Raw genomic sequence first — 20,090 nt, 5'->3', positions numbered from 1 at the left:
GTGCGATCGTTTGTGATCGCCGCATAGCGCCTCCTGTCTCTGGTGCGCTTGCGGCGCGTACGCTTAGTTCAGTCCCGACGCGCGTGCCCTGCATTCCTTCTGCCCCTGCCATCAAGCACAAGCCCTAGAAAAGGCACAATTTAATTACCGGTTTGGCTCTAATAGGATCTTGGCATTGGCCGGAAAAGATGGCGGCGCGTTCGCTTGCCATGCCGATGTGGGAGGCCGGGCAGCGCATGATGCGCGCGTCATCGCCCGACGCCTTCGCCAATATCGCGGCGGGTGATCGGATCATCACGGCGAACCGGGAGGCGCTGGAAGCGTGCCGAAAACGCGCGAACCAGACGCGCAAGGCGGTGCGATGCACCGTCAACGTAGACACGGATGCCCCCAGCCAGCCCGGCGCTTCCAAACAGTCATGGGGACGGCGGAAGAAAGTTGAACCTTTACCTGCTCGGCATCATGCCAGAGGACGTATGGCGATCGAAAGCCGATGTACCGCTCGTCTTGGTGGCGTCGCGTCTGTCCGTCAGATCACCGCTCCAGCGTGACGGTGTCCCCGAGGCAAGCCATTCCGCCACTGAGGACTTGCGCATAGACGCCGAGGCACGCGCTGGTCCCCAGGCCGAGCGCTTCCACCCGGTTCATCTTGCCGATCGCGCGCGTGATGCCGGTATGTTCGGGGGTTTGCCCATGCCTGAGCGTCGGAACCGCGCAGCGCGGGGTCGGCGACATGACGTGCAACACGATTCGATTGCCGATGCGCAAGGTGCTGCCGACCCAGTCATTCTCCTGGAACGGCGTCGTCGAGTTGCTTTCGAGCACGATGTTGGGGCGAAAGCGTGCCGCCTCGCCCGCAGTCGCGCCGATCGCCGCTGCAACATGGTCCAGGCTGGCGCTCGCGATCACATGGACGGGCGCGTAATCGACGAACCCGCCACCAGGCGCACCGATGCCCAGCGTCAGCGTATCATGAGAAACTTCGGTGTCGGCGCCGTGGTCGGCGACCTCGTCGGGACGGGCGCGTTGGATTTCCAGGCCCGCGGGCCTCGAATATGCCAACATCACCTTTCGCCCCAACGCCGCCGATAGGAGATCGTCGATGTCGTCGCGATCGGACTGGACCCGCGTACCGTCGGGCATCTCTACCTCGATCAGCGGACGGCCGTAGCGATCGAGCGATGTCGACAGGCGCGACGTGAACGCCAGCATCCCGCGCCAGCGATGCGGGAGCTTGGCGCTCGCCACCTTGCCGGTGGATCGATCGATAGACGCGCAAACGCGATCGCCCACCACGCCTGTTGCCGCGATCTCCAGTTGGTCGATATCCTCGCCCAGCATCGATTTAATGGGGTAACGGCTGAGTTGCGAGACCACGCCGATCAGCGCCATGTTCGTTATCCCGTCGCTTTCGTAGCGCGCCTATTTGCGCATGTCTTATCCGCCATCCGCTTTGAACGCGACGGCCTCCACCTCGATCAGCCATTCCGGCATGACCAGCGCCGACGCCACAATCAGCGTCGATGCGGGGCGCGCGCCCTGCAGAAAGGGCTCGCGAATGGCGCCGAGCGCCCGCGCATCGCCTATATCAGTGAGGAAGGCCGTCACCTTGACGAGGTCGTGGACTGTCATCTCGGCTGCGGCGAGGATGGCGACGATGTTGCGCCAGCATTGGCTCGCTTGCTCGGCGAAGGTCTCGGGCGTCTTTCCCTCGGGGTCGACGCCGAGCTGTCCGGATATGTAGAGCGTGTGGCCGGCGCCGCAGGTCGACACCGCATGGCTATAGGCACCCGATGGCGGATGGACGCCCGGCGGCGCGATGACTTGGTTGGTCATGGCTGCTCTCCTGGTTGTGGCGTTCGTCAGGCCCGAACCTTGCGGTCAAGGAAGTCCAGCATCGCGTCGCCGATCTGAAGCCCGTGCGTTTCGAGCGCGAAATGGCCGGTGTCGTAGAAATGGAGTTCGGTATCGGGAATGTCGCGGCGGAATGCCCTGGCGCCGGGCGGCAGGAAATAGATGTCCTTCTCGCCCCACACCGCGAGCATCGGCGGCTTGTGCTGGCGGAAGTACGCCTGCCACGTGTCGTAGAGCGCGACGTTGGTGCGGTAGTCGTAGATCAGGTCGAGCTGCATCTCGTCGGTGCCTGGCCTCGCGAAATAGGCGATATCGAGGCTGTAGCCATCGGGCGATACATGCGCCGGGTCGGCGCCGGTCACATATTGGGTGCGGATCGCTTCGGGCGTAAGCGCCTCGCGGCAGGCGTTGCGCGTCGCGTCGGAGGGGTTCGCCCAATAGGCCTGGTACGGGCTCCAGGCGGCGCTCAGCCCTTCGGCATAGGCATTGCCGTTCTGGCTGACGATCGCGGTGACGCGCTCGGGGTGCAAGGCGGCGAGGCGAAAACCGGTCGGCGCGCCGTAGTCGAAGACGTAGAGTGCGTAGCGCTTCAGCCCCAGCGCCTCGGTGAATCCTTCAATCGTTTTGGTCAGGTTGGCGAAGGTGTAGTCGAACTGCCCGCGGGGCGGCGCCTTGGTCAGCCCGAAGCCGGGCAGGTCGGGCGCGATCACGCGGTAGCGGGTCGCAAGCTGCGGGATCAGGTTGCGGAACATGTGGCTGGTCGTCGGATAGCCGTGAAGCAGCAGGACGACGGGTGCGTCCTTTGGCCCCGCCTCGCGGTAGAAGACATCGATGGGGCCGACCTTCTGCATGTTATAGGTAACGGTCATGGCAGACTCCTTGGTGTGGGGCGATAGGCGTGGGTGGTGCTGACTCGAAGCTGAGCGAAGAAGCGTGGAGGCCCTCACGGACGCGCCGAGCCCGATGGCGAGCGACAGTCCGGCGAGTGATTGGCGGCGGGAAAGGGGGCGGAACATGGTGCTCTATTCCTGTCGGTTGCTGTTGCGGTCGAGAAAGGACCGGATCAGCCCGGCGATCTCGTCGACCTTTTCGTCGAGCGCGAAATGGCCCGCGTCGAGGATGTGGATTTCGGTATCCGGCACGTCGCGCCGGTACGCCTCGGCCTCCGCCACCGCGAAAACGGGGTCATACTTGCCCCATAGGACAAGCGTCGGCGGCTTGTACGCGCGCAGCCACGCCTGCCATGCGGAGTAGGCGACGATGTTGGTCTGGTAGTCGAAGAACAGGTCCGACTGGATCTGATGCTGCCCGGGCGGGATAGGAGCGTGTATTCGCCCTGCCATGTCTCGGGATCGTAACGCTCCGGGTGGGGGCTCGACCCCAGGTGACGCGCTTTCGCGCCCGCCAGCGAGACGAAGGCGGGGATCACCTTGTCCTCGTTCGCCACGCGGTCCCTCCAAAAGGCGTGCAGCGGCGCCCATGCCGGGCCTAGGCCGTCCTCATGCGCGACGGCATTCTGAACGATGATCGCGCGCACCCGCTGGGGATGCGCGACGGCCAGCCGCATGCCGATCGGGCCGCCATAATCCTGTTCGTAAAGGACGTAGGTCTTCAGCCCGACGCTCTGGGTGAAGTGGTCGACCATTTGGGCCAGATGATCGAACGGGTAGCGGAACTGGCCCGCGGGCGGTGCAGCGCACTGGCCAAAGCCGGGATAGTCAGGCGCGACGAGGTGATAGCGATCGGCGAGCAGCGGGATGAGCGTGGCGAACATCCGCGACGAGGAGGGATAGCCGTGCAGCAGCAGGATTGTCGGCGCGTCCTTTGGCCCGGCCTCGCGGTAGAAGATGTCGAGGCCGTCGACCTTGGTCGTGTGGTAGGTGGTCGTGGCGGCGGTCGAGGGTGCGGGGCGCGCCCGCGCGGCGGCGGCGATGATGGCTTTCATCGAAATGTCCTTCAAAGGCCCAGGTCGCTCAGACCTGGATGGTTATCGGGGCGGCGGCCGAGCGGCCAATGGAACAGGCGTTCGTCCTCGCGGATCATCAGGTCGTTGATGCTGGCGATGCGGCGGGCCATCAGGCCGCCCGCGTCGAACTCCCACAGCTCGTTGCCGTAAGCCCGTGTCCAATGTCCCGCGGCATCCCGCGATTCATAGGTGAAGCGTACCGCCATGCGGTTCTCGCGAAAGCACCATACCTCCTTGATCAGGCGGTAATCGAGTTCGGTCGACCATTTCCGCGTGAGGAAAGCCTGGATCGCCTCGCGCCCGGTCAGGAACTCGGCGCGGTTCCGCCAATGGCTGTCGGGCGTGTAGGCCAGTGCCACTCGCGCGGGATCGCGGCTGTTCCAGGCGTCCTCCGCGGCCCGCGCCTTTAGCGCCGCGGTCTCTGGGGTGAAGGGAGGCAAGGGCGGCCGGCTGGTGTCGGTCACGCTCGTTCCTCGATCGCGGCGCGTAGCTGCGCGTTCTCGGTCTGGAGCGCGGCGAGGCGCGCGTGCAGCGGTGCGCTCGCCGCCTCGATTTCCGCGGGGGTGAAGCGCGGGGTGATATGCTGGGGGCAGTTCCAGTCGAACGCCTCCAGCCGAAGCGTGAAGGCCCGCTCGGGCACGGCACGATGGCCGGGCGTCGCGAGTCGTGCGGCGAGCGCGGGCTCCGCCGCCAGGTCGTGCGCGGTCATGTGCGCCAGGATTTTCATCCGGCGCCGGTGTGGGTAATCCATCAGGAACAGCGCGACTCGGTCATCATCGGCGATATTGCCCAGGCTGAGATATTGGCGGTTGCCGCGAAAGTCGGCGAACCCCAGCGTCGTTTCGTCGAGCACCCGCAGAAACCCCGCGGGGCCGCCGCGGTGCTGGATGTAAGGCCAGCCGGTCTGCGACACGCTCGCCAGGTAGAAGCTGTCGCGCGCGGCGATGAACGTCGCCTCGCGTTCGCCGAACGATCCCGACGCGTGGTCTGCGCCGACGCTCTCCCATAGCCCGCCGACGCCGTTCACCACCCGCGCGGCCTCGACGCCGAGCGTCGCGAGACGGTCCAGAAAATCATAGGCCATGAGTTATGCTCCTCGGTGGAGTGGCGAGTCCGGCGTCGGCCGGCGCGGGTCAGGCCGCCTTGCGGGCGGGGATGGCCGGAAAGTCGATGTCGGTTTTGGCGACCTCGTTGAGGTAATTGGTGAAGCTATTGAGCGCGACGTGGAGCACGATTTCGACCACCTGCGCGTCGTTGTAACCCGCCAGCTTGAGCGCGCTCACATCGGCATCGCCAACATGACCACGCTCGCGGGCGACTTTAACCGCGAACCGCACCGCGGAATCGGCCTTGGGGTCGTTAGAGCCACCGGCGCGGTTCGCGGCGATCTCGGAATCGTCTAGCTTGGCAAGGTTCTTAGCCACATAGCTATGCGCCGACAGGCAGTAATCGCAACCGTTGACCTCGGCGACCGCCAACGCGATCCGCTCACCCGTCGCGGCCGGGATGCCGCCCTTGCCGAGCGCGCCGGACAGGCTGAGGAAGCCTTCGAGCGCGGCGGGGCTGGTCGCGATGAGGCGGAACAGGTTGGGCACGACGCCCAGCTTCTTGTTCACCGCTTCGAGTAGCGGGTGCGAAGCGGCCGGTGTTGCGTCGATCGTGGACGGAACTGAAAGGCGGGACATGGCGGTTCCTCTGTTGGTGAACCGATATCTGGGCGCTTCCAACAAACCGTGGTAGCTGTCAGCATCGGTAATCGCCCTCTCGGCTGGTGGAAGGATCGACAACGTGGACCGGTTGGAAGCGATGACCATCCTACTCCGTGCCGTCGAGGTCGGCAGCTTGTCGGGAGCAAGCCGGGAACTCGGCCTTCCGCTCGCCACCGTTAGCCGCAAGGTATCGGAATTGGAGACCCTTCTGGGCGCCCGCCTGCTGGTCCGGTCTTCAAAAGGCCTGACGCCGACGCCGGCGGGGCTGTCCTACATCGCCGCCGCCAAGGGGATATTGGAACAGTTGACCGAGGCGGAGCACATCGCGGCGGGCGAGTATAGCGTGCCGCGCGGCGACTTGGCCGTCACGGCCCCGGTGATGTTCGGGCGCTTGCACGTCCTGCCTGTGGTGACGGAGTTTCTGCGCGCCTATCCCGAAGTCTGCGTAGGGCTGATGCTGACCGACCAGGTGGCGCACCTGCTGGACGATCACATCGATGTGGCGCTCCGGATCGGCGACCTGCCCGATAGCGGCCTGACCGCCAGCCGCCTCGGGTCGGTGCGCCGCGTGGTGTGCGCCAGTCCCGGTTATCTTGCGGAGTACGGCGTACCGGCCGAACCCGGCGACCTTCCCACCCACGCCGCCATTTCATCGGTAAGCATACCTTCCCCCGAGATTTGGCGTTTCGCGTCGAAGGGCGGCGAGATCGCCGCGCCGCTCAGCTCGCGCCTCGGCGTAAACAGCATCGATGCCGCGATCGATGCCGCGATCGACGGCATGGGGCTGATCCGGGTGTTGTCCTATCAAGTGGGTGAGCATGTACGGGCAGGCGCGCTGAACATCGTGCTGCAAGACTTCGAGCCGCCGCCGCCGCCCGTGCACCTCGTCTATAACGGTCATGCCCGTCTGCCGCTCAAGCTGCGTGCGTTCATCGACTTCGCATCGCCGCGGCTGCGCGTACGGGTGGGGCAGGCCGCGTTATAGTGCTGCGACCATGTTCTTTGGTATAGCTGCCGGCGTCGATCTGGGCGGCGATCCACGCATTTTGCTGCTCGGTAAGGGTAATGGTTTTACGCATGGTCGCCATGTCGGCCTCTATGTAAATCATACTATTGGTGCGATTTAGCGCATACATCGCTGGCAAGATTGCTGCTACCGCGCGGAGTTAATATCCGGCTCACTGTGCGGCGCGGGCAACTCAACGTGCCTTATGCCCACTTGGCCCCTCAATAGCTATTGAGGCACGTCTCTATTGCTCAGCGCACGTACTTCGTGTTCCGCAGTTTCGCGGGCGTAGCACTGAGATGAGGCCCTTTTGTCCAACGCAGTAAACCCAACCGATTACGAACAGCTCGCTTTCCGTGAACTCGAAAAAGCATCTCGATCATCCGACGCAGGCGAGCAGCGCGACCATCTGGATGGCTTTGTTGCAAAACTGATGGCGGGGATTCACGCAGGGAATCGAGCGGTATAGATAGGCGTAATGCCCAAACCTGCCGCACCTGTGTATCGCACGACGAACTGGCCCGAGTATAATGCGGCGCTCAAGCGCCGTGGATCGCTGGAAATATGGTTTGATCCAGAGATGCACTGGCGCTCGGTGCCCTGCGGTCGTCCTGGTCGCCCGATGCGCTTTTCAGACAGCGCGATCGAGCTTTGCCTGACGCTGAAGACGCTGTTCAACCTGCCCTTGCGGCAGGTGACGGGATTGGTTGCGAGCCTGATCAAAATGGCGGGACTGGATTGGCCGGTGCCGGATTATACGACGCTGTGCCGACGGCAGAAGACGTTGAAGGTCAACCTCGGCGGGCGGATCAGCTCGGGCGGACTGCACCTGCTGGTCGACAGCACCGGGATCAAAATGACGGGAGAAGGCGAGTGGAAGACGCGCAAACACGGACCGTCCTACCGTCGCCAGTGGCGCAAGGTGCATCTCGGGATTGATGCTGGGACGCTGGATATCCGGGCCATTGAGGTCACAACGAATGCCATTGGTGACGCACCGACGCTGCCCGTTCTCCTGGCGCAAATTCCCGGAGACGAGCGGATACTCAGCGTCGGCGGAGATGGCGCTTATGATACCAGGGACTGCCATGCCGCTATTGCCGGGCGCGGTGCCGATGCGGTCATCCCGGTCCGCCGCAACGGGCAACCATGGGCAGAAGGCGGTTCCGGCGTCGATGCACGCAATGGAGCGCTACGCGCGACAAAGCGGCTTGGTCGCGCAATCTGGAAAAAGTGGAGCGGCTATCATCGCCGCAGTCTGGTCGAGACCAAAATGCACTGCTTCAAACTCCTGGGCCAGCGCGTTGTCGCCCGCACCTTCGATCGTCAGATTACCGAGCTCAAAGTCCGTGCTGCAATTCTCAATCGGTTCTCCGAAATAGGAACGCCGGTGACCGTCCGCATCCAATAACATCTTCAAGTAAAACGTCGGTCATGCTCTCGCGTAATTATGCAACAAAGCCCATCTGGATCAGGCTGCTATTTTTGCCACTTTGAGCGAAAGGCAGCGTACCGCGACTGGCGGGGAGTCAGCGGGAGACTGCTAACGCCCGTTTTTGACCTGATGCAAAACTTGTGCAGACCGTGTGGAAAGTCGTGAATAGCGCGGTTGGCGTTAGCGATTCCAATCTGGAGCGGTTCGACAACCGAACAAGCCCGGAAGGTGCTCGTTGAGGGCCTTGAGGCGGCGAGAGACGGCCTGTTGGAGGTCCGGTTTGGCGTTCGAGGCGCAAGAAGGCCGCTTTTACGCCCTTACTGCGGCGATCAGGCCCGGCACACCGACCAGGGTTATGGCCCGTCTGATATTGTAGGCGAGAGCGGTTAAGCTGAACTCGCCGCGGACGTTCTCCAGCCGGCGCATCAGGAACGCGCCCTGGCCCATCCATTGCTTGATGGTCCCAAAGGGATGCTCGACACTATTACGACGTTGGTCGAGCATTTCAGGTCGCAGCGACAGACGCGTTGCCATGCGGTCGAGAACGGCCTCGTTCTCCAGGCGGGAGACACGGCGGAAGGACCGAGTACAGCGCGATCTCAGCGCGCACGCCTTGCAGGCATCGCGGTTGGCGTAGTCGATCTTCACATTGTCGCGCGACTTGCCCCGGTAGCGCGGCGAGAGCGCTGCCCCGGCCGGGCAGATAAAGACATCCTGGTCCGGCTCGTAGCGGAACACCTCCTTGCCGAAGAAGCCCTCACGCACAGCGGAGCCGCGGATTGGCTTGGGCACGTAAGCCGTGATGCCTGCCGCCTCGCAGGCCTCGATGTCCTCGATCTTGAAGTAGCCGCGGTCGGCGACTGCCTCGATCCGCTCGACGCCGAGCGCTTCCATTGCCGCTGTCGCGGTCTGGGCGAGCAGTCCCAGGTCGAGGACCTGGTTGCTCACCGCCTGCTCGGCGATCAGCTTGTGCTTCACGTCGATAGCGAGCTGAATGTTGTAGCCGACCCCCACCTTGGTCATGCGCGCCATCGCGCGGGCGTCCGGGTCTGTAAGCGAGATCTGGTCGGCACCGGTGCGATCCAGTTCGGCAACCATTTCTTTGTGACGATCGCGCTTTCCCTGGATAGCGGCGATCTTCTCCGCCAATTTGCTGTCGCGTTTGCTGGGACCGCCGCTGGGAGTGCGGTCTTCGTCGGCATCCCCCTCATCAAGCCGTTTCATGTAGCCGGCGAGCTTCTCGTCCGCGTCCTGAATGAACTTGGCCAGCGATGTCCGAGTGAAGTTTCGGGTCTTGTTGTTGACCGCCTTGATGCGCGTGCCGTCCACCGCCACGAGCTCGCGCCCGAACAGGTCGAGCTGACGACACAGCACCACGAACTCGCGGAACACCGCCTTGAAGGCGGCACGGTTGTCGCGGCGGAAGTCGGCGATGGTTTTGAAGTCCGGCTTCAGGTGCCGCAGCAGCCAGATGGCTTCAATATTGCGGTGCGTCTCGGCTTCCAGGCGACGGCTCGACCGGATCCGGTTCAGGTAGCCATAGATGTAGAGCTTGAGCAGATCAGCCGGATCGTAGCCAGGGCGGCCCGTCGCCTTTGGCTGTACGCGGACGAACCCGGCCGCACCAAGGTCGAGCCCGTCGACGAAGGCCTCAATGAACCTGACCGGATTGTCCGGCCCGACATAATCATCAACCGCCTCGGGTAGCAGCAGGAGCTGCGAGCGGTCCGTTCCAGACAAATGCGCCATGACAGAAACGTACCACGCGCCGCGATCCGCGGGAATCCTCAGACCGGGTTTTCACACGGTCTGTGTGATTTTCGCATCGCCCACGGAAGGGGCGGTCGACGGCGCCGACCCTTCTGTGCGGTTCACATTGCCCCTATGTTCACGTGTTACAGGCGCTCGGAGGGCGGTGTTCGCGGTCTGCCAGTAACCATGTGATCGCGGCTTTTTCAGAAATAAAGCACTGCTCCGTCGGCAAATTAAAAGTTCTGCTCACTTGAAGCTTTTGCAAACTGGTCGGCAGCACAAAAGCACGACGATCATAAATACTAATCTTATCAGCGCGTTGAACTGCTACCGTCTTCATAGCTTCAACACTTTGAACCTGGCCATCGGTAACGACAAGCATCTTCATATCGCCATGTAGGTGCTTACATGTTTCTTTCGCCAACTTGGTGGCTTGAATGATAGAGTTAACCTGATCACTCAAAAGAAAACCCTCAATGCGGCATCTAATGATGCCCGCAGTTCTGTCAAACTCAACCGAAAACATTTTACTATTTCCCGATTCCCTCATGAATGCCCAATATAAGATAATATTAATTCGTCTTCTGACCCCGGCTACGCAATGCCGCCCTTTGCTCGGAAGGACGATGACAGCATCGCTCCGAGAACATCAAAATCGATAAGGTCTGGCCGAGGATAACGTATGCAGCCCATGCCAAAGCTCGCGCCCTTCACGAACTTCCTATGACAACTGATCGTTGATTTTGGGATAAATACCGAGAGATAACCATTCTTGTCATCAAAGCTGATCAGAGCGTCGGACTGTGCAGGCCCATAGCCCGGCATGCCCCACTGCATCCGCTCCTCCCAGCCTTTCAGGCGAGAGCGACATTCTTCTCGTAATCGGCACATCGCCTCGAGGCGATTCGGGTCAAGATCGGCAAAATATTGATCTACGGTGAGGGCACTCGATTTGACCATTGGGGATCAGATTATCCAAAACTCGGGCTACTGCAATCGGGAACTGGCTAGGCAACTTTTACGTTGCTGGCGATCCTTTCCGGTCTGCCGTGTGACTGAATTTGATGCAAAACTTTTGACTTTTGCATGCAGCAGGGGCGATCCTTATATTCCCAAAGGCGGATGAAGCTAACTTGGGGTCTGACGCTCGGCAGCCGCAAAATATCTCGCTGGGTCGGCAGCATCAAAACTGACCGAGACTGTTGAAAAAAGTCGGAGAGCGCCGTTCCTCACAAATTTTGAGCAACAAAGCGTTGCCGCAAACGCCCTGCTGACCCCAAAATATTACTGATAGCACCGGAGTTGATGTAATATTTCGCGTTAACCTTACCGTCGAGCCGATAGCGAACTTTTTCAACGGTCTCGTCCGGTTGTGACACTCTGCGTCGCTGAGGCGGAATGTGTCATTTCCGCTGTCGCCGTCAGCAGATAATCAAAGTCCGTGTACGCACGACGGCTCAAATGCCCGCATACCACTGGTAATCAGCAACATCCTCCCAATACCCACCTTTGCCCGCGCCAATATGTGCGAGAGACGGGACCAGTTCGACGCGCATGACGTACTTGGCCTGCTTGTAGCCGAGCTGGCGCTCCACCCGCAGCCTTAGCGGTGCACCGTGCCCGACGCCCAGCAACTCGTCGTTCATCCCCCAGGCGAGGATCGTCTGCGGATGGAAGGCGTCGATCAGGTCGATACTCTCGTAATAGGGATCACCGTCAAAGTCGTCGGCGCAGTGAAGCACGGCGTAGCGCGCCGCCGGCATGACGCCTGCCGCGCCTAGCAGGAGCCGCAACGGAATACCGGTCCACTTGCCGATCGCGCTCCACCCCTCGACGCAATCGTGCCGGGTGATTTGGGTACGCGCGGGCATCGCCCGGATGCGCTGCATGGAAAGTGACAGCGGCTTGCGGACGAGCCCGTCGACGACCAGTCGCCAGTCGCCGAAACGGTTCGCCAGATGCGTTTGATAGGCTTCGCTCGCGGGCATGGTGTTGCCGTTGGTGCGGAATGTCGGCGACATCTCCGACGCCGCGAACTCGCGCGCCAACGCGGCGCGATCGGTGACCAGTCTCTGCGTATCGAACGTCAGCCCCTCACCCATGCCAAGCACGGTCTTCACCACCGGCGACGCGACGATGCGGTCGCACCCGGAAAGGACAAGGCTACCGGCACCGGCGGCGAACGAGCCAATCAGCCGCCTGCGGTCGATGAGCGTCACGACTGCTTCTCCCCAGGCAACCGATACCAGCCCGTGACGATCGATCGCAGTTCGTTGAGCGGACCGGCTAGGATCACCATGGCCAGGTGAACGATGACGAATCCGACCAGCAGTGCGGCGCAGATGAAGTGGATCGATCTCGCCGACTGGCGCCCGCCGAACAGATCCAGCAGCCACGGCCACGCGGCGTCGATCCCCGGCGACATTGTTAGTCCGGTCAGCGCCATCACGGGCAGCAGGCCGAAGATCACGCCGACATAGCTAAGTTTCTGGAGGACGTTGTAACGCCGCGCGGCGTCTCCGGTATGGAAACGGAGCCGGGCGTGATCCTTGACGTCGCGCCAGAGGTTGCGTGGTCGCAGCTCTTCGGTACTCGGCGCGAGATCGTGCTGCATATGGCGCGTAGCAAAACCCCACAGCCAGAACAATATTCCCGGCCCAACGAGCAGCCATGCAAAGGCGAAATGCCACTGCCGTGCTCCGGCGAGATCATAGCTCGACGGAATCGTGACCAGCGCGGGGAACGCCACAGCGTCGCCGTCACCCGACAGGCCGAGCACACCGGTGGTGGGAATGGTCACCGAGCCGAGCCGCAGATAGCCGACCTTGTTGGTACTGCCGATCGCCAGCCACGGCCGTTCGGCATTGGCGCCGTACTGACCCCAATAGAGCTGCGGATGCGCGTTAAAGATCATCAGGCCGCTCATCAGCATGACGGTCACTGCAAGTGCGTTGAGCCAGTGCCACACCCTGACGGGCCAGCGCTGGCGGTAAATGAGCTCCCCGCCGGGCATACCGGTGCTCCCTATGGATTGTGCGGCAAGAGCGCAGCGCCAGCGGCGACGCGCCCTCGCCGCGGTTCAGATCAGTTGCCCGACTTCATCATCTCGTCGTGCTTCATCATGTCGGGGTGCATCTTCATCATCTTCTTGCAGCTTGTGTTCTTCATCATCATGTCGTGCGACATAGCGTTGCATGACTGCATCTTTTTCGTGTCGCGGGCCGACATCTTTTTCATCGAACCGGATTTCATGCTGTCGGCCTTCATCATCGCGTCCTGCGCGAACGCGGGAGCGGCAACAGAGAGCGACATCGCGGAGACGGCGATCAGGGTAAGCAGGCGCATAGGTATTTCCTTTTGGCTGGCGACGTCATAAATACGAATCCCGCCGAGACGCCGCGGCGGGACCGGTCTGCGAAAGGCTAGATCTTGGCGGAGGCGATGATCGGCCCGCCCTTGCCGCGCTGGACAAGGACTGCACTGGCAAGATTTGCCTCTTTGGCTGCGGGAAGCGCGAAGGCCGCGGCCAACCCCTGCCATGTGCCGAGCGGCACCAGTTCGCGCACGATGTCGCGGTGGGGAAGCGTGCGGCCACCATTTTCGCCGGCCCGGATCGGCACGGCACGAACGCGCGGATCGTAGCGGACCAGCCATATGGTTGCGGTCGTGCCGGGTGCCGACGCGCCGACGCGCAGCGTGTTGCCCACCCGCGCCAGGACCGGCCCGCCGCGCGGCCTACCAGTCTTGGCGATTACCGCGGCGAGCTGCGCCGCGTCGTTGCCGACCAGGGTCGGTCCACCGTTGACGATCACCTGTGGCGTAGCGACCTGCGGGCGGCCAGCGCTATGCGCGTAATCCCACTGCCGCGCGGTCCAGCGCGGCGACCCGAACGTATCCTTCCAACCAAGCTGGTCCCAGTAAGTGACCGAGAAGGACAGCGCGAGCACGTCAGGGCGATCAGCTATAGCGTTTAGATTGGCGTTGGCCGGCGGACAGGACGAGCAGCCTTGGCTTTGGAACAGCTCGACCACCACCGGATTGGCGACGGGCGCCGCGGGCGCCGCCAGGATCGAGCCGGTCGCGAAGATGCCGGCCAGTGCGAGGCTGCCGGTCACAAGCTTGAACGAGGAGAGCAAGCGGCGGGGTGGAGACTGGTTCATACCCCCTATTCGTAACCGATCAGCTGTCGGTTACACCGAGCAAGCATTTTCCCGGCAACGATGGATCACGTTCTCCCCGCGGGACAACCCGTCTCGATCGGGGTAAGATCAATGTGTAACCCGCACGGCCTCTCGTGCGAATGACTCGGTGGAGCATCGATGCGGGCAAGCGAGGAACAACTTAAGATCTGGATGATCGGCGGTCTCAACGGGGATGCGTCGGCGCACGCGGCGCTGCTGAAGAGCATCGTGCCGCTGCTCCACGCCTTCTATCGTCGGCGCATGGGCAGCGACGACGATGCCGAGGATCTCGTTCAGGAGACGCTGATTGCGGTTCATACCCGCCGCGCGACATTCGACCCCGACCGCGTGTTCACCGCGTGGCTGTTCGCCATCGCGCGGTACAAGATGATTGACAATTTCCGCCGCCATCACCCTGTCGTCCCGATCGAGGGATTACTGGACGAGTTGATCGGCACCGATTTCGAGGAAGCCAACAATGCCCGTATCGACATCGACCATCTGCTGGCCGCGCTTCCGTCAAAACAGGCCGGCGCGATCCGCCGCACCCGGATCGACGGGCTAAGCGTGGCGGAAACCGCACACGAAGCCCGCATCGGCCAATCCGACGTGAAGGTGTCGATCCACCGCGGGATCAAGGCGCTGACCGCGCGCGTGCTTGGCGACCGGCGATGAACACCGACGTGCTCATCAAAATACTCTCTGACGACGTGCGTCGCGTACCGCGCTTTCCTGTCGCGCGGCGATTGCTGGTGGGGCTGGGGATCGGCGCGGTCGTCACCCTGCTGCTGGTCGTTACAATCCTCGGCTTCCGCCCCGATCTGGCGCAGGCGGTACGCGGCACGACCTTCTGGATGAAATGGGGCTATACGATCTCGCTCGGGATTGGTGCGCTCGTCATGACGTCGCGGCTGGCGCGGCCCGAGCCGATCGGGCTGCGGCGGTTCTGGCCGATCACGCTGCCATTCGTCGCTCTCGCCGGATTGAGCATTGCCGAGATGGCGCGGGTCGATCCTGCGGACTGGCTGTCGATGTGGCTGGGCGAAACCTGGACGAAGTGTCCGTGGCTCGTGATGGTGCTGGCGATGCCGATCTTCGCCGGGCTGCTGTGGTCGTTCCGCCAGTTGGCACCGACGCGGCTGCGGATCGCCGGCGCGACAGCGGGGCTGGCTGCGGGGGCATGGGGTGCAACCCTCTACTGTCTCCACTGTCCAGAAGTGTCGCCATTGTTCGTGCTCACCTGGTATACTCTAGGTATGCTGCTTGTTGCCGGGCTGGGTGCACTAATTGGGCCCCGCGTGCTGCGCTGGTAGACGTAAAAACTATAAGCGCCCCATGCCGGATCGGCTACGCCGATCGCAAAGGAGGGCACGATGACAGAAGTGGCTGCGACGGAGTTCGCGCGCAATTTCGGCCGCAATGGCCCCCGTACATTATAGGGACATGGATTTACGGTTAGCTTCAGGTGGTTGATATATGGCTGTTAATCTCGGAAACGTTCGGTTTTTAAAGTAGCAAAGTGACGACAGAAATGTGCGGCTTTCGACCTTTCATAAATCGATTTCGCAGGAAAACTCTACAGTAACTGGTTTCTGGAAGCCTACCGGAATCTGTGTCCCCATAATGTACAGAGGCCATCTATTGCCGTTCCGGGCGGATCATCATTGCGAGCCGCTACACCTACCCCGCCTTCGAACGCACCGAATGGCTCGAACTGCTCAGCAAGGTTGTAGAGGCCGGCGAAATTTGTCTGCGGGTGACGGGCGTGTACGGCATCCACCAAGTGGCCGACGCGCAACGCACGCTTGAAGCCGGCGGCCTGCGTGGCAGACCGGTGATCGTCCTATAGATGTATTGCGGGGACGCCTTCGCTTGCGAAGCCTCACAGAGGACAGAAACATGCCGTTACTCTCTGGCAAAGGGAAACGAATGCGGATCTGATCGTGCGCCGACCAAAACCCTCGGAACGGAACGGATTGGTGATTGGACGAGCTTCGTTTGGAACGCGCTGCCATTTAATCAGCGCCGAGGGCAGATCTTTAATAATTATGGGCATGGTCAGTTCGCGGAGGCGTTTATGGTCAATACTGACTGCGATTCAGCTTTAGAGAAGCCCCTGCTCAAGCTTCAGAACATCGTCCTGGAGATGATTGCAAAGGGCGACACCTTGGAGCGTACGGCAACGCGCCTCTGTCTGGAGGTCGAGAAGCTGATGCCTGACGTCATCTGCTCCGTCCTCACCGTCGACGCCGCTGGCATAATCCACCCGCTCGCGGCACCGCGCCTGCCGGAAGCATATTCCAACGCGCTCGAAGGCATAGCTATCGGGCCGAATGCAGGATCGTGCGGTACAGCGGCGTACCTGCACATGGAGATAGCGGCAACGGACATTGAAACGGACCCGCGCTGGGCGGCATACAAGCAGCTTGCGCTGCCGCTGGGGCTGCGAGCCTGCTGGTCATCCCCGATTTATGCCGCGCACGATGATCCTGTCGGCACCTTCGCTTTCTATTATCGTGAGTGTCGCGGCCCAACGGCTTTCGAAAAGGAGATCGTCAGACACTGCGTAAACCTGTGTGCGATCGCACTCGATCGGCACCAACGAGTGGTCGAGCACGAGAGACGCGCATTCTCCGACGCGCTCACGAACTTGCCCAACCGTAGAGCGTTCGACGCTGCGCTGACCGCCCTGAGCTGCGATGAACCTGGCGGTTGGGCACTGTTCGTCCTCGATCTGGACAACCTGAAGATCATTAACGATACGTTTGGCCATCATGCAGGCGACTGTCTCTTGCAGACCGCCGGCCAACGCATCGCGGCGCAGGTCAGCCCGGAGCGGGTGTTCCGGATAGGAGGGGACGAGTTCGCCATAATCCTCAAGACAGCCCGTTCCCTGCGGAACCTTGAAGGCGTGGCAGCGGAGTTAGCGGAGGCGCTTGGAGAAGTGGCATATTGTAGCGGGCACGTCGTTGTGCCTAGAGCTACGATCGGTGGCGCTGTCGTCTCGTCCGGTGACGTCGTTGCCGAGCGCGTTCGCCAGAATGCTGATTTCGCATTGTACCACGCCAAGGAAACCGGACGCGGTGGCTTCGTACGGTACTGGCCGGGCCTTGGGACTAATATCACACGCAGACTGGGCGACATTCGGGACGTGGACGCGGCGCTTCGCGAAAACCGAATAGATGCTTTCTACCAGCCGGTGGTGCGGCTGGACACACGGGAGATCGTCGGCCTCGAAGCTCTTTGCCGGATGAGAATGGGTAACGAGGTCGTGCCGGCGGCGCTTTTTCACGAGGCAACCAAGGACGCGCACGTCGCGACCGCCCTGACGGCGCGCATGATGGCGCTGGTTGCTGCAGACGTGCGCGTCTGGCTCGACATGGGCATCCCGTTCCAGCACGTCGGCATCAACGTCTCGTCGGCAGACATCCACGGTGGCACTGTCGAGCGTGTCCTCACGACCGCGTTCGAGCAGCAGAATGTACCCTTAAAGCACGTCATCCTCGAAGTCACCGAGGCGGTCTACATGGGCGACGGCGACAACGCCGTCCAGAACGCGGTGGAAGTGTTGCGAGCGAAAGGCTTGCGCGTTGCGCTGGACGATTTCGGCACCGGCTTTGCCTCGCTCACGCATTTGATGACGGTGCCGGTTGATATCCTCAAGATCGACAAGAGCTTTATAGATCGCCTCGCCCCCGGAGACGCCAGCATGGCGATCGTCGAAGGACTGATTCAGATCGTACAGAAGCTGAATATCCGAGTCGTCGCAGAAGGAGTCGAGACAGAGGATCAAGCCAGCCAACTCCAGGCAATTGGCTGCGTCCTGGGCCAAGGCTACCTGTTCTCGCGTGCCGTTGATCGCCACGCAACGACAACGCTACTTATTGAGCGAGCCCAGGCTGCAGGGACCGTGCCCGTTTCTGGAGGCGAAGCACGCGCGTTGGCGGAACGCCACTGAGCTAATCTGCCAAACTCGCGACGATCATAGGGTTGTGTAACGCGAGGTCTGGAAATTCGATCGGGTCGAGATTTGTAAGTTGGTGCCGGGGCATGCCGCGGCACCAACTGCCCATCTTCGGCATTCCATGGAGTTGCAACACACCCTGTGGAGAGAACGAGTGGAAAACGCCGTTCCCGAAGGCTTGGCTGTGTTTACGCTGCCCGAGCATCATCGCCGACGCTTGCGCACTTCGAACCTGATCGAGCGCGCCGTCCAGCAATAGCTCAAGCGGCGCACCGTCAAGGTCAGGGTCTTCCCCAACGACCAGGCGCTCCTGCGCCTCGTCTCCGCCGTTAGAGGTGGCTCAGCAACAGTCCCGCCTTCCCGAGCGCCCCGGACAAAAAATCGTTCACCAGCGTCAACTCGCCGATCTTGGCGTGCAACGTCTTTACGTCGATCGCAGGTTCGGCTGGTTCACTATGGCCGTCCGACCCGAAAACTCCTGCCGCCCCTTCCAGCAGCTGGCCGCGCCAGATCGTAATCTGGTTCGGGTGAACGTCGAACTGCTGCGCCAACTCGGCCAGCGTCTTCTCGCCCTTCACAGCAGCCAGAGCCACCTTCGCCTTGAAGGCCGGACTATGGTTCCGGCGTGTTCGCTTTGTCATCTCATCTCCTGTTCGGCGCCATGCTGGCCGCCTTCAGGCAGAAACTCCACTTAGCAGCCTGTCCAGATTTGCCGGGCCACCTCTCACCTCGTTACGCTCGATCGTAACCACATTGTCTTTGTGGATGAATTCAACGCGATTGGTGGCGTCGAACGCCATTACGTCGGCGAGCGCGACGGCGAAGGCATTCGGTTCGGGGCGGCGGTCGCGGGCGAGCTGCTTGAGAGCCACGAGGCACGGCGGCAGCCCCACAATCACGGTTGCGGCTATGCCGCCGAGCGCGAGGGCGATGTCGACGCTGCCCGCCCGGACTGTGCCGACAAGCAGGTAGGCTCGGGACCCACGAGGAAGGTTCTTTCGCACGGCATCCTCGATGGCGGCTAGCAGCGCGGCAAGCCGCTCGCGTTCGATCATCTCGTTAGTTTGGAGCCGAAGATTAAAGTCGCTGCCGGGTGTCGGGGTCATGCTCGAAAGCTGAAGCAAGTCTGGTCACCTCGCAAGCGCTATCCGGCTATCGTTTCAGCGGTCTCGTCAACTCTAGAGCTGCGACCTTCAGCCCCGGAGAGACTCATCGAAATCTTTCGGTGCTTGCGGCACCTCATCTCCTTCGTCCACCGCTTCGATCACTCGCCAAGGTGCTTGAGCCGCAAGCACCGCGATGAAAATGCCCGATACGATCCAGCCTAGGATGGCCTCTAACCCGGTCATGAAACGAGCCAACGGCGTAAGTGGCACGATATCGCCATAGCCAGTTGTGGTTATGGTAGTCGCGCTCAAGTACATGCTACGCCCCAGCCAACCGCTGATAAGGCTGGGGTCCGCTTCGACACCGCCATGTAATGCCGTAAGCTGATTATCCTCCCGCCAGGTCAACGTGAGGGCTGGAAAATTTGTACAGGGGCGATCAGCTCGGAACAGTGCCTGCGTCACCTTACCGGCGAGACCAGATGCGTCTTTGGACACAAGTGTGATCAAACGGCATGGCCCTATCATCGATGGAAGCTCGAACATGCGGCCTTGCAGGGGCATGCTGAACCGATAGGGACCACTGACTGCGACGGTCTTCCCGGCGATCTGCGCGGTCGCGTAAAGCGCTACGTCGAAGAAAACTTCGTCGCCGTCAGCACGCAAAGAGCTTACGCGAACGGAGTGCGGATCAACCAGCCATGCACCGCCGAAAGCCGGAGCGTGCAAGAGGTGAGTTTTCAAGCTCCGCTCGATGGCTTGCTCGAGACGTTTGCGATCATTTTTGCCGGCGGGTTCATCCTGCGCATAGGGAGCATAAAAGCTTCCAGCCGGAAGGGCGCGATATCCGGCACCGAACGTGACAATTACCGCCAGGTAGACGATAAAAATCAGCGTCGGTCCGCCACGGGCGACCAGATTTCTTACCTGCCGCCACCTACGTCGCGGCCTGGAAGCCATGGGCTTGCGAAACTTCCTGCTCATGCTGGTCGGACTCTGTGAAGGAAATCGGATGCCGTGAGGCGTACGATATCCTCCAAAGCAGGAAGCCGCGGGCCACGTGTACTGGCTATGGGGATTTCGAGTTTGGCCCGGCTGTGCGGCGCGTGTGACGGCT

Annotated in this window: 23 protein-coding genes and 2 pseudogenes; 7 read left to right on the top strand and 18 right to left on the bottom strand. The window is 61.8% G+C overall.

What is annotated here, in order from left to right; all coding sequences use genetic code 11:
• Positions 1 to 188: 188 nt before the first annotated feature.
• Entirely contained in the window at positions 189 to 551 is a 363-nt protein-coding gene (locus ACVWYO_RS07300; protein ID WP_457349451.1) for a DUF6118 family protein, read from the top strand.
• Here the strand turns inward: ACVWYO_RS07300 and ACVWYO_RS07295 are convergent.
• From ACVWYO_RS07295 to ACVWYO_RS07260, 8 genes and pseudogenes are all read right to left on the bottom strand, one after another.
• Positions 535 to 1,392 carry an MOSC domain-containing protein gene (locus tag ACVWYO_RS07295; protein WP_457349449.1) on the bottom strand — a complete coding sequence of 286 codons (858 nt, stop codon included), beginning with the start codon at positions 1,390 to 1,392 and terminating at the stop codon, positions 535 to 537. The genes ACVWYO_RS07300 and ACVWYO_RS07295 overlap by 17 nt on opposite strands.
• 45 nt (positions 1,393 to 1,437) lie before the next feature.
• Entirely contained in the window at positions 1,438 to 1,836 is a 399-nt protein-coding gene (locus ACVWYO_RS07290) for a RidA family protein (protein ID WP_457349447.1), read from the bottom strand.
• A gap of 26 nt (positions 1,837 to 1,862) precedes the next feature.
• Positions 1,863 to 2,723: an alpha/beta fold hydrolase gene (locus tag ACVWYO_RS07285; protein ID WP_457349445.1), complete on the bottom strand. Its 861-nt coding sequence runs from the start codon at positions 2,721 to 2,723 to the stop codon at positions 1,863 to 1,865.
• A gap of 153 nt (positions 2,724 to 2,876) precedes the next feature.
• Complete coding sequence (locus tag ACVWYO_RS07280) at positions 2,877 to 3,197, bottom strand: alpha/beta fold hydrolase (RefSeq protein WP_457354899.1); 321 nt, start codon at positions 3,195 to 3,197, stop codon at positions 2,877 to 2,879.
• A 26-nt stretch (positions 3,198 to 3,223) separates the two neighbouring features.
• Positions 3,224 to 3,628: pseudogene (locus tag ACVWYO_RS07275) on the bottom strand (alpha/beta fold hydrolase); the annotation flags it as partial.
• 182 nt (positions 3,629 to 3,810) lie between these two features.
• Positions 3,811 to 4,284: a nuclear transport factor 2 family protein gene (locus ACVWYO_RS07270; RefSeq protein ID WP_457349443.1), complete on the bottom strand. Its 474-nt coding sequence runs from the start codon at positions 4,282 to 4,284 to the stop codon at positions 3,811 to 3,813.
• On the bottom strand, positions 4,281 to 4,904 hold the full coding sequence (locus ACVWYO_RS07265) for a pyridoxamine 5'-phosphate oxidase family protein (RefSeq protein WP_457349441.1): 624 nt from the start codon (positions 4,902 to 4,904) through the stop codon (positions 4,281 to 4,283). Before ACVWYO_RS07265 ends, ACVWYO_RS07270 begins: the two co-directional genes overlap by 4 nt.
• A gap of 49 nt (positions 4,905 to 4,953) precedes the next feature.
• A complete protein-coding gene (locus ACVWYO_RS07260; protein WP_457354897.1) occupies positions 4,954 to 5,505 on the bottom strand; it encodes a carboxymuconolactone decarboxylase family protein in 552 nt (183 codons plus the stop codon).
• A gap of 103 nt (positions 5,506 to 5,608) precedes the next feature.
• Between ACVWYO_RS07260 and ACVWYO_RS07255 the strand changes: the two genes are divergently transcribed.
• From ACVWYO_RS07255 to ACVWYO_RS07245, 3 genes are all read left to right on the top strand, one after another.
• The gene (locus ACVWYO_RS07255; RefSeq protein WP_457349440.1) at positions 5,609 to 6,514 is read left to right on the top strand and encodes a LysR family transcriptional regulator; all 906 of its coding nucleotides are present in this window, start codon (positions 5,609 to 5,611) and stop codon (positions 6,512 to 6,514) included.
• 10 nt (positions 6,515 to 6,524) lie between these two features.
• Entirely contained in the window at positions 6,525 to 6,656 is a 132-nt protein-coding gene (locus ACVWYO_RS07250) for a hypothetical protein (RefSeq protein WP_457349439.1), read from the top strand.
• A 357-nt stretch (positions 6,657 to 7,013) separates the two neighbouring features.
• The gene (locus ACVWYO_RS07245) at positions 7,014 to 7,946 is read left to right on the top strand and encodes an IS5 family transposase (protein ID WP_457349438.1); all 933 of its coding nucleotides are present in this window, start codon (positions 7,014 to 7,016) and stop codon (positions 7,944 to 7,946) included.
• 333 nt (positions 7,947 to 8,279) lie between these two features.
• On the opposite strand, the gene ACVWYO_RS07240 is transcribed toward ACVWYO_RS07245, so the two are convergent.
• From ACVWYO_RS07240 to ACVWYO_RS07210, 7 genes are all read right to left on the bottom strand, one after another.
• Positions 8,280 to 9,719, bottom strand: coding sequence for an IS1182 family transposase (locus ACVWYO_RS07240; protein ID WP_457349437.1), 1,440 nt, complete (start codon positions 9,717 to 9,719; stop codon positions 8,280 to 8,282).
• Positions 9,720 to 9,858: 139 nt separating this feature from the next.
• Positions 9,859 to 10,248: a hypothetical protein gene (locus ACVWYO_RS07235; RefSeq protein ID WP_457349436.1), complete on the bottom strand. Its 390-nt coding sequence runs from the start codon at positions 10,246 to 10,248 to the stop codon at positions 9,859 to 9,861.
• 68 nt (positions 10,249 to 10,316) lie between these two features.
• Positions 10,317 to 10,682: a DUF1801 domain-containing protein gene (locus tag ACVWYO_RS07230; protein WP_457349435.1), complete on the bottom strand. Its 366-nt coding sequence runs from the start codon at positions 10,680 to 10,682 to the stop codon at positions 10,317 to 10,319.
• Between the two features lie 497 nt (positions 10,683 to 11,179).
• Positions 11,180 to 11,941 carry a molybdopterin-binding protein gene (locus ACVWYO_RS07225; protein ID WP_457349434.1) on the bottom strand — a complete coding sequence of 254 codons (762 nt, stop codon included), beginning with the start codon at positions 11,939 to 11,941 and terminating at the stop codon, positions 11,180 to 11,182.
• Positions 11,938 to 12,735, bottom strand: coding sequence for a cytochrome b/b6 domain-containing protein (locus ACVWYO_RS07220; protein ID WP_457349433.1), 798 nt, complete (start codon positions 12,733 to 12,735; stop codon positions 11,938 to 11,940). Before ACVWYO_RS07220 ends, ACVWYO_RS07225 begins: the two co-directional genes overlap by 4 nt.
• Before the next feature lie 71 nt (positions 12,736 to 12,806).
• Positions 12,807 to 13,067, bottom strand: coding sequence for a hypothetical protein (locus ACVWYO_RS07215; protein WP_457349432.1), 261 nt, complete (start codon positions 13,065 to 13,067; stop codon positions 12,807 to 12,809).
• Positions 13,068 to 13,144: 77 nt separating this feature from the next.
• Positions 13,145 to 13,837 carry a DUF1223 domain-containing protein gene (locus tag ACVWYO_RS07210; RefSeq protein ID WP_457349431.1) on the bottom strand — a complete coding sequence of 231 codons (693 nt, stop codon included), beginning with the start codon at positions 13,835 to 13,837 and terminating at the stop codon, positions 13,145 to 13,147.
• Positions 13,838 to 14,041: 204 nt separating this feature from the next.
• Here ACVWYO_RS07210 and ACVWYO_RS07205 point away from each other — a divergent pair, with 204 nt between their 5' ends.
• The 3 genes from ACVWYO_RS07205 to ACVWYO_RS07195 all read left to right on the top strand — a co-directional run bounded on the left by ACVWYO_RS07205 (position 14,042) and on the right by ACVWYO_RS07195 (position 17,861).
• Positions 14,042 to 14,578, top strand: coding sequence for a sigma-70 family RNA polymerase sigma factor (locus ACVWYO_RS07205; protein ID WP_457349430.1), 537 nt, complete (start codon positions 14,042 to 14,044; stop codon positions 14,576 to 14,578).
• On the top strand, positions 14,575 to 15,216 hold the full coding sequence (locus ACVWYO_RS07200; protein WP_457349429.1) for a DUF1109 domain-containing protein: 642 nt from the start codon (positions 14,575 to 14,577) through the stop codon (positions 15,214 to 15,216). Before ACVWYO_RS07205 ends, ACVWYO_RS07200 begins: the two co-directional genes overlap by 4 nt.
• A 764-nt stretch (positions 15,217 to 15,980) precedes the next feature.
• Positions 15,981 to 17,861: a sensor domain-containing phosphodiesterase gene (locus ACVWYO_RS07195; RefSeq protein ID WP_457349428.1), complete on the top strand. Its 1,881-nt coding sequence runs from the start codon at positions 15,981 to 15,983 to the stop codon at positions 17,859 to 17,861.
• A gap of 383 nt (positions 17,862 to 18,244) precedes the next feature.
• On the opposite strand, the pseudogene ACVWYO_RS07190 reads toward ACVWYO_RS07195, so the two are convergent.
• The 3 genes and pseudogenes from ACVWYO_RS07190 to ACVWYO_RS07180 form a co-directional block, all read right to left on the bottom strand.
• Positions 18,245 to 18,508 (bottom strand): annotated as a pseudogene (locus ACVWYO_RS07190) (transposase); the annotation flags it as partial.
• Positions 18,509 to 18,541: 33 nt separating this feature from the next.
• Positions 18,542 to 18,973 carry a hypothetical protein gene (locus ACVWYO_RS07185; RefSeq protein ID WP_457349427.1) on the bottom strand — a complete coding sequence of 144 codons (432 nt, stop codon included), beginning with the start codon at positions 18,971 to 18,973 and terminating at the stop codon, positions 18,542 to 18,544.
• 87 nt (positions 18,974 to 19,060) lie between these two features.
• Positions 19,061 to 19,957 carry a potassium channel family protein gene (locus tag ACVWYO_RS07180; protein ID WP_457349426.1) on the bottom strand — a complete coding sequence of 299 codons (897 nt, stop codon included), beginning with the start codon at positions 19,955 to 19,957 and terminating at the stop codon, positions 19,061 to 19,063.
• Positions 19,958 to 20,090: the final 133 nt, after the last annotated feature.

The sequence above is a fragment of the Sphingomonas sp. UYP23 genome (assembly GCF_054059235.1).
This window is presented reverse-complemented; position numbering and strand designations above follow the sequence as displayed.

Bases quoted from the DNA above. Each gene is read 5' to 3' on its own strand.
- ACVWYO_RS07260 (WP_457354897.1), bottom strand. From the start codon at position 5,505: ATGTCCCGCCTTTCAGTTCCGTCCACGATCGACGCAACACCGGCCGCT.
- ACVWYO_RS07180 (WP_457349426.1), bottom strand. From the start codon at position 19,957: ATGAGCAGGAAGTTTCGCAAGCCCATGGCTTCCAGGCCGCGACGTAGG.
- ACVWYO_RS07280 (WP_457354899.1), bottom strand. From the start codon at position 3,197: ATGGCAGGGCGAATACACGCTCCTATCCCGCCCGGGCAGCATCAGATC.
- ACVWYO_RS07235 (WP_457349436.1), bottom strand. From the start codon at position 10,248: ATGTTTTCGGTTGAGTTTGACAGAACTGCGGGCATCATTAGATGCCGC.
- ACVWYO_RS07250 (WP_457349439.1), top strand. From the start codon at position 6,525: ATGTTCTTTGGTATAGCTGCCGGCGTCGATCTGGGCGGCGATCCACGC.
- ACVWYO_RS07290 (WP_457349447.1), bottom strand. From the start codon at position 1,836: ATGACCAACCAAGTCATCGCGCCGCCGGGCGTCCATCCGCCATCGGGT.
- ACVWYO_RS07240 (WP_457349437.1), bottom strand. From the start codon at position 9,719: ATGGCGCATTTGTCTGGAACGGACCGCTCGCAGCTCCTGCTGCTACCC.
- ACVWYO_RS07200 (WP_457349429.1), top strand. From the start codon at position 14,575: ATGAACACCGACGTGCTCATCAAAATACTCTCTGACGACGTGCGTCGC.
- ACVWYO_RS07205 (WP_457349430.1), top strand. From the start codon at position 14,042: ATGCGGGCAAGCGAGGAACAACTTAAGATCTGGATGATCGGCGGTCTC.
- ACVWYO_RS07185 (WP_457349427.1), bottom strand. From the start codon at position 18,973: ATGACCCCGACACCCGGCAGCGACTTTAATCTTCGGCTCCAAACTAAC.
- ACVWYO_RS07220 (WP_457349433.1), bottom strand. From the start codon at position 12,735: ATGCCCGGCGGGGAGCTCATTTACCGCCAGCGCTGGCCCGTCAGGGTG.
- ACVWYO_RS07195 (WP_457349428.1), top strand. From the start codon at position 15,981: ATGGTCAATACTGACTGCGATTCAGCTTTAGAGAAGCCCCTGCTCAAG.
- ACVWYO_RS07215 (WP_457349432.1), bottom strand. From the start codon at position 13,067: ATGCGCCTGCTTACCCTGATCGCCGTCTCCGCGATGTCGCTCTCTGTT.
- ACVWYO_RS07295 (WP_457349449.1), bottom strand. From the start codon at position 1,392: ATGGCGCTGATCGGCGTGGTCTCGCAACTCAGCCGTTACCCCATTAAA.
- ACVWYO_RS07285 (WP_457349445.1), bottom strand. From the start codon at position 2,723: ATGACCGTTACCTATAACATGCAGAAGGTCGGCCCCATCGATGTCTTC.
- ACVWYO_RS07300 (WP_457349451.1), top strand. From the start codon at position 189: ATGGCGGCGCGTTCGCTTGCCATGCCGATGTGGGAGGCCGGGCAGCGC.
- ACVWYO_RS07245 (WP_457349438.1), top strand. From the start codon at position 7,014: ATGCCCAAACCTGCCGCACCTGTGTATCGCACGACGAACTGGCCCGAG.
- ACVWYO_RS07265 (WP_457349441.1), bottom strand. From the start codon at position 4,904: ATGGCCTATGATTTTCTGGACCGTCTCGCGACGCTCGGCGTCGAGGCC.
- ACVWYO_RS07230 (WP_457349435.1), bottom strand. From the start codon at position 10,682: ATGGTCAAATCGAGTGCCCTCACCGTAGATCAATATTTTGCCGATCTT.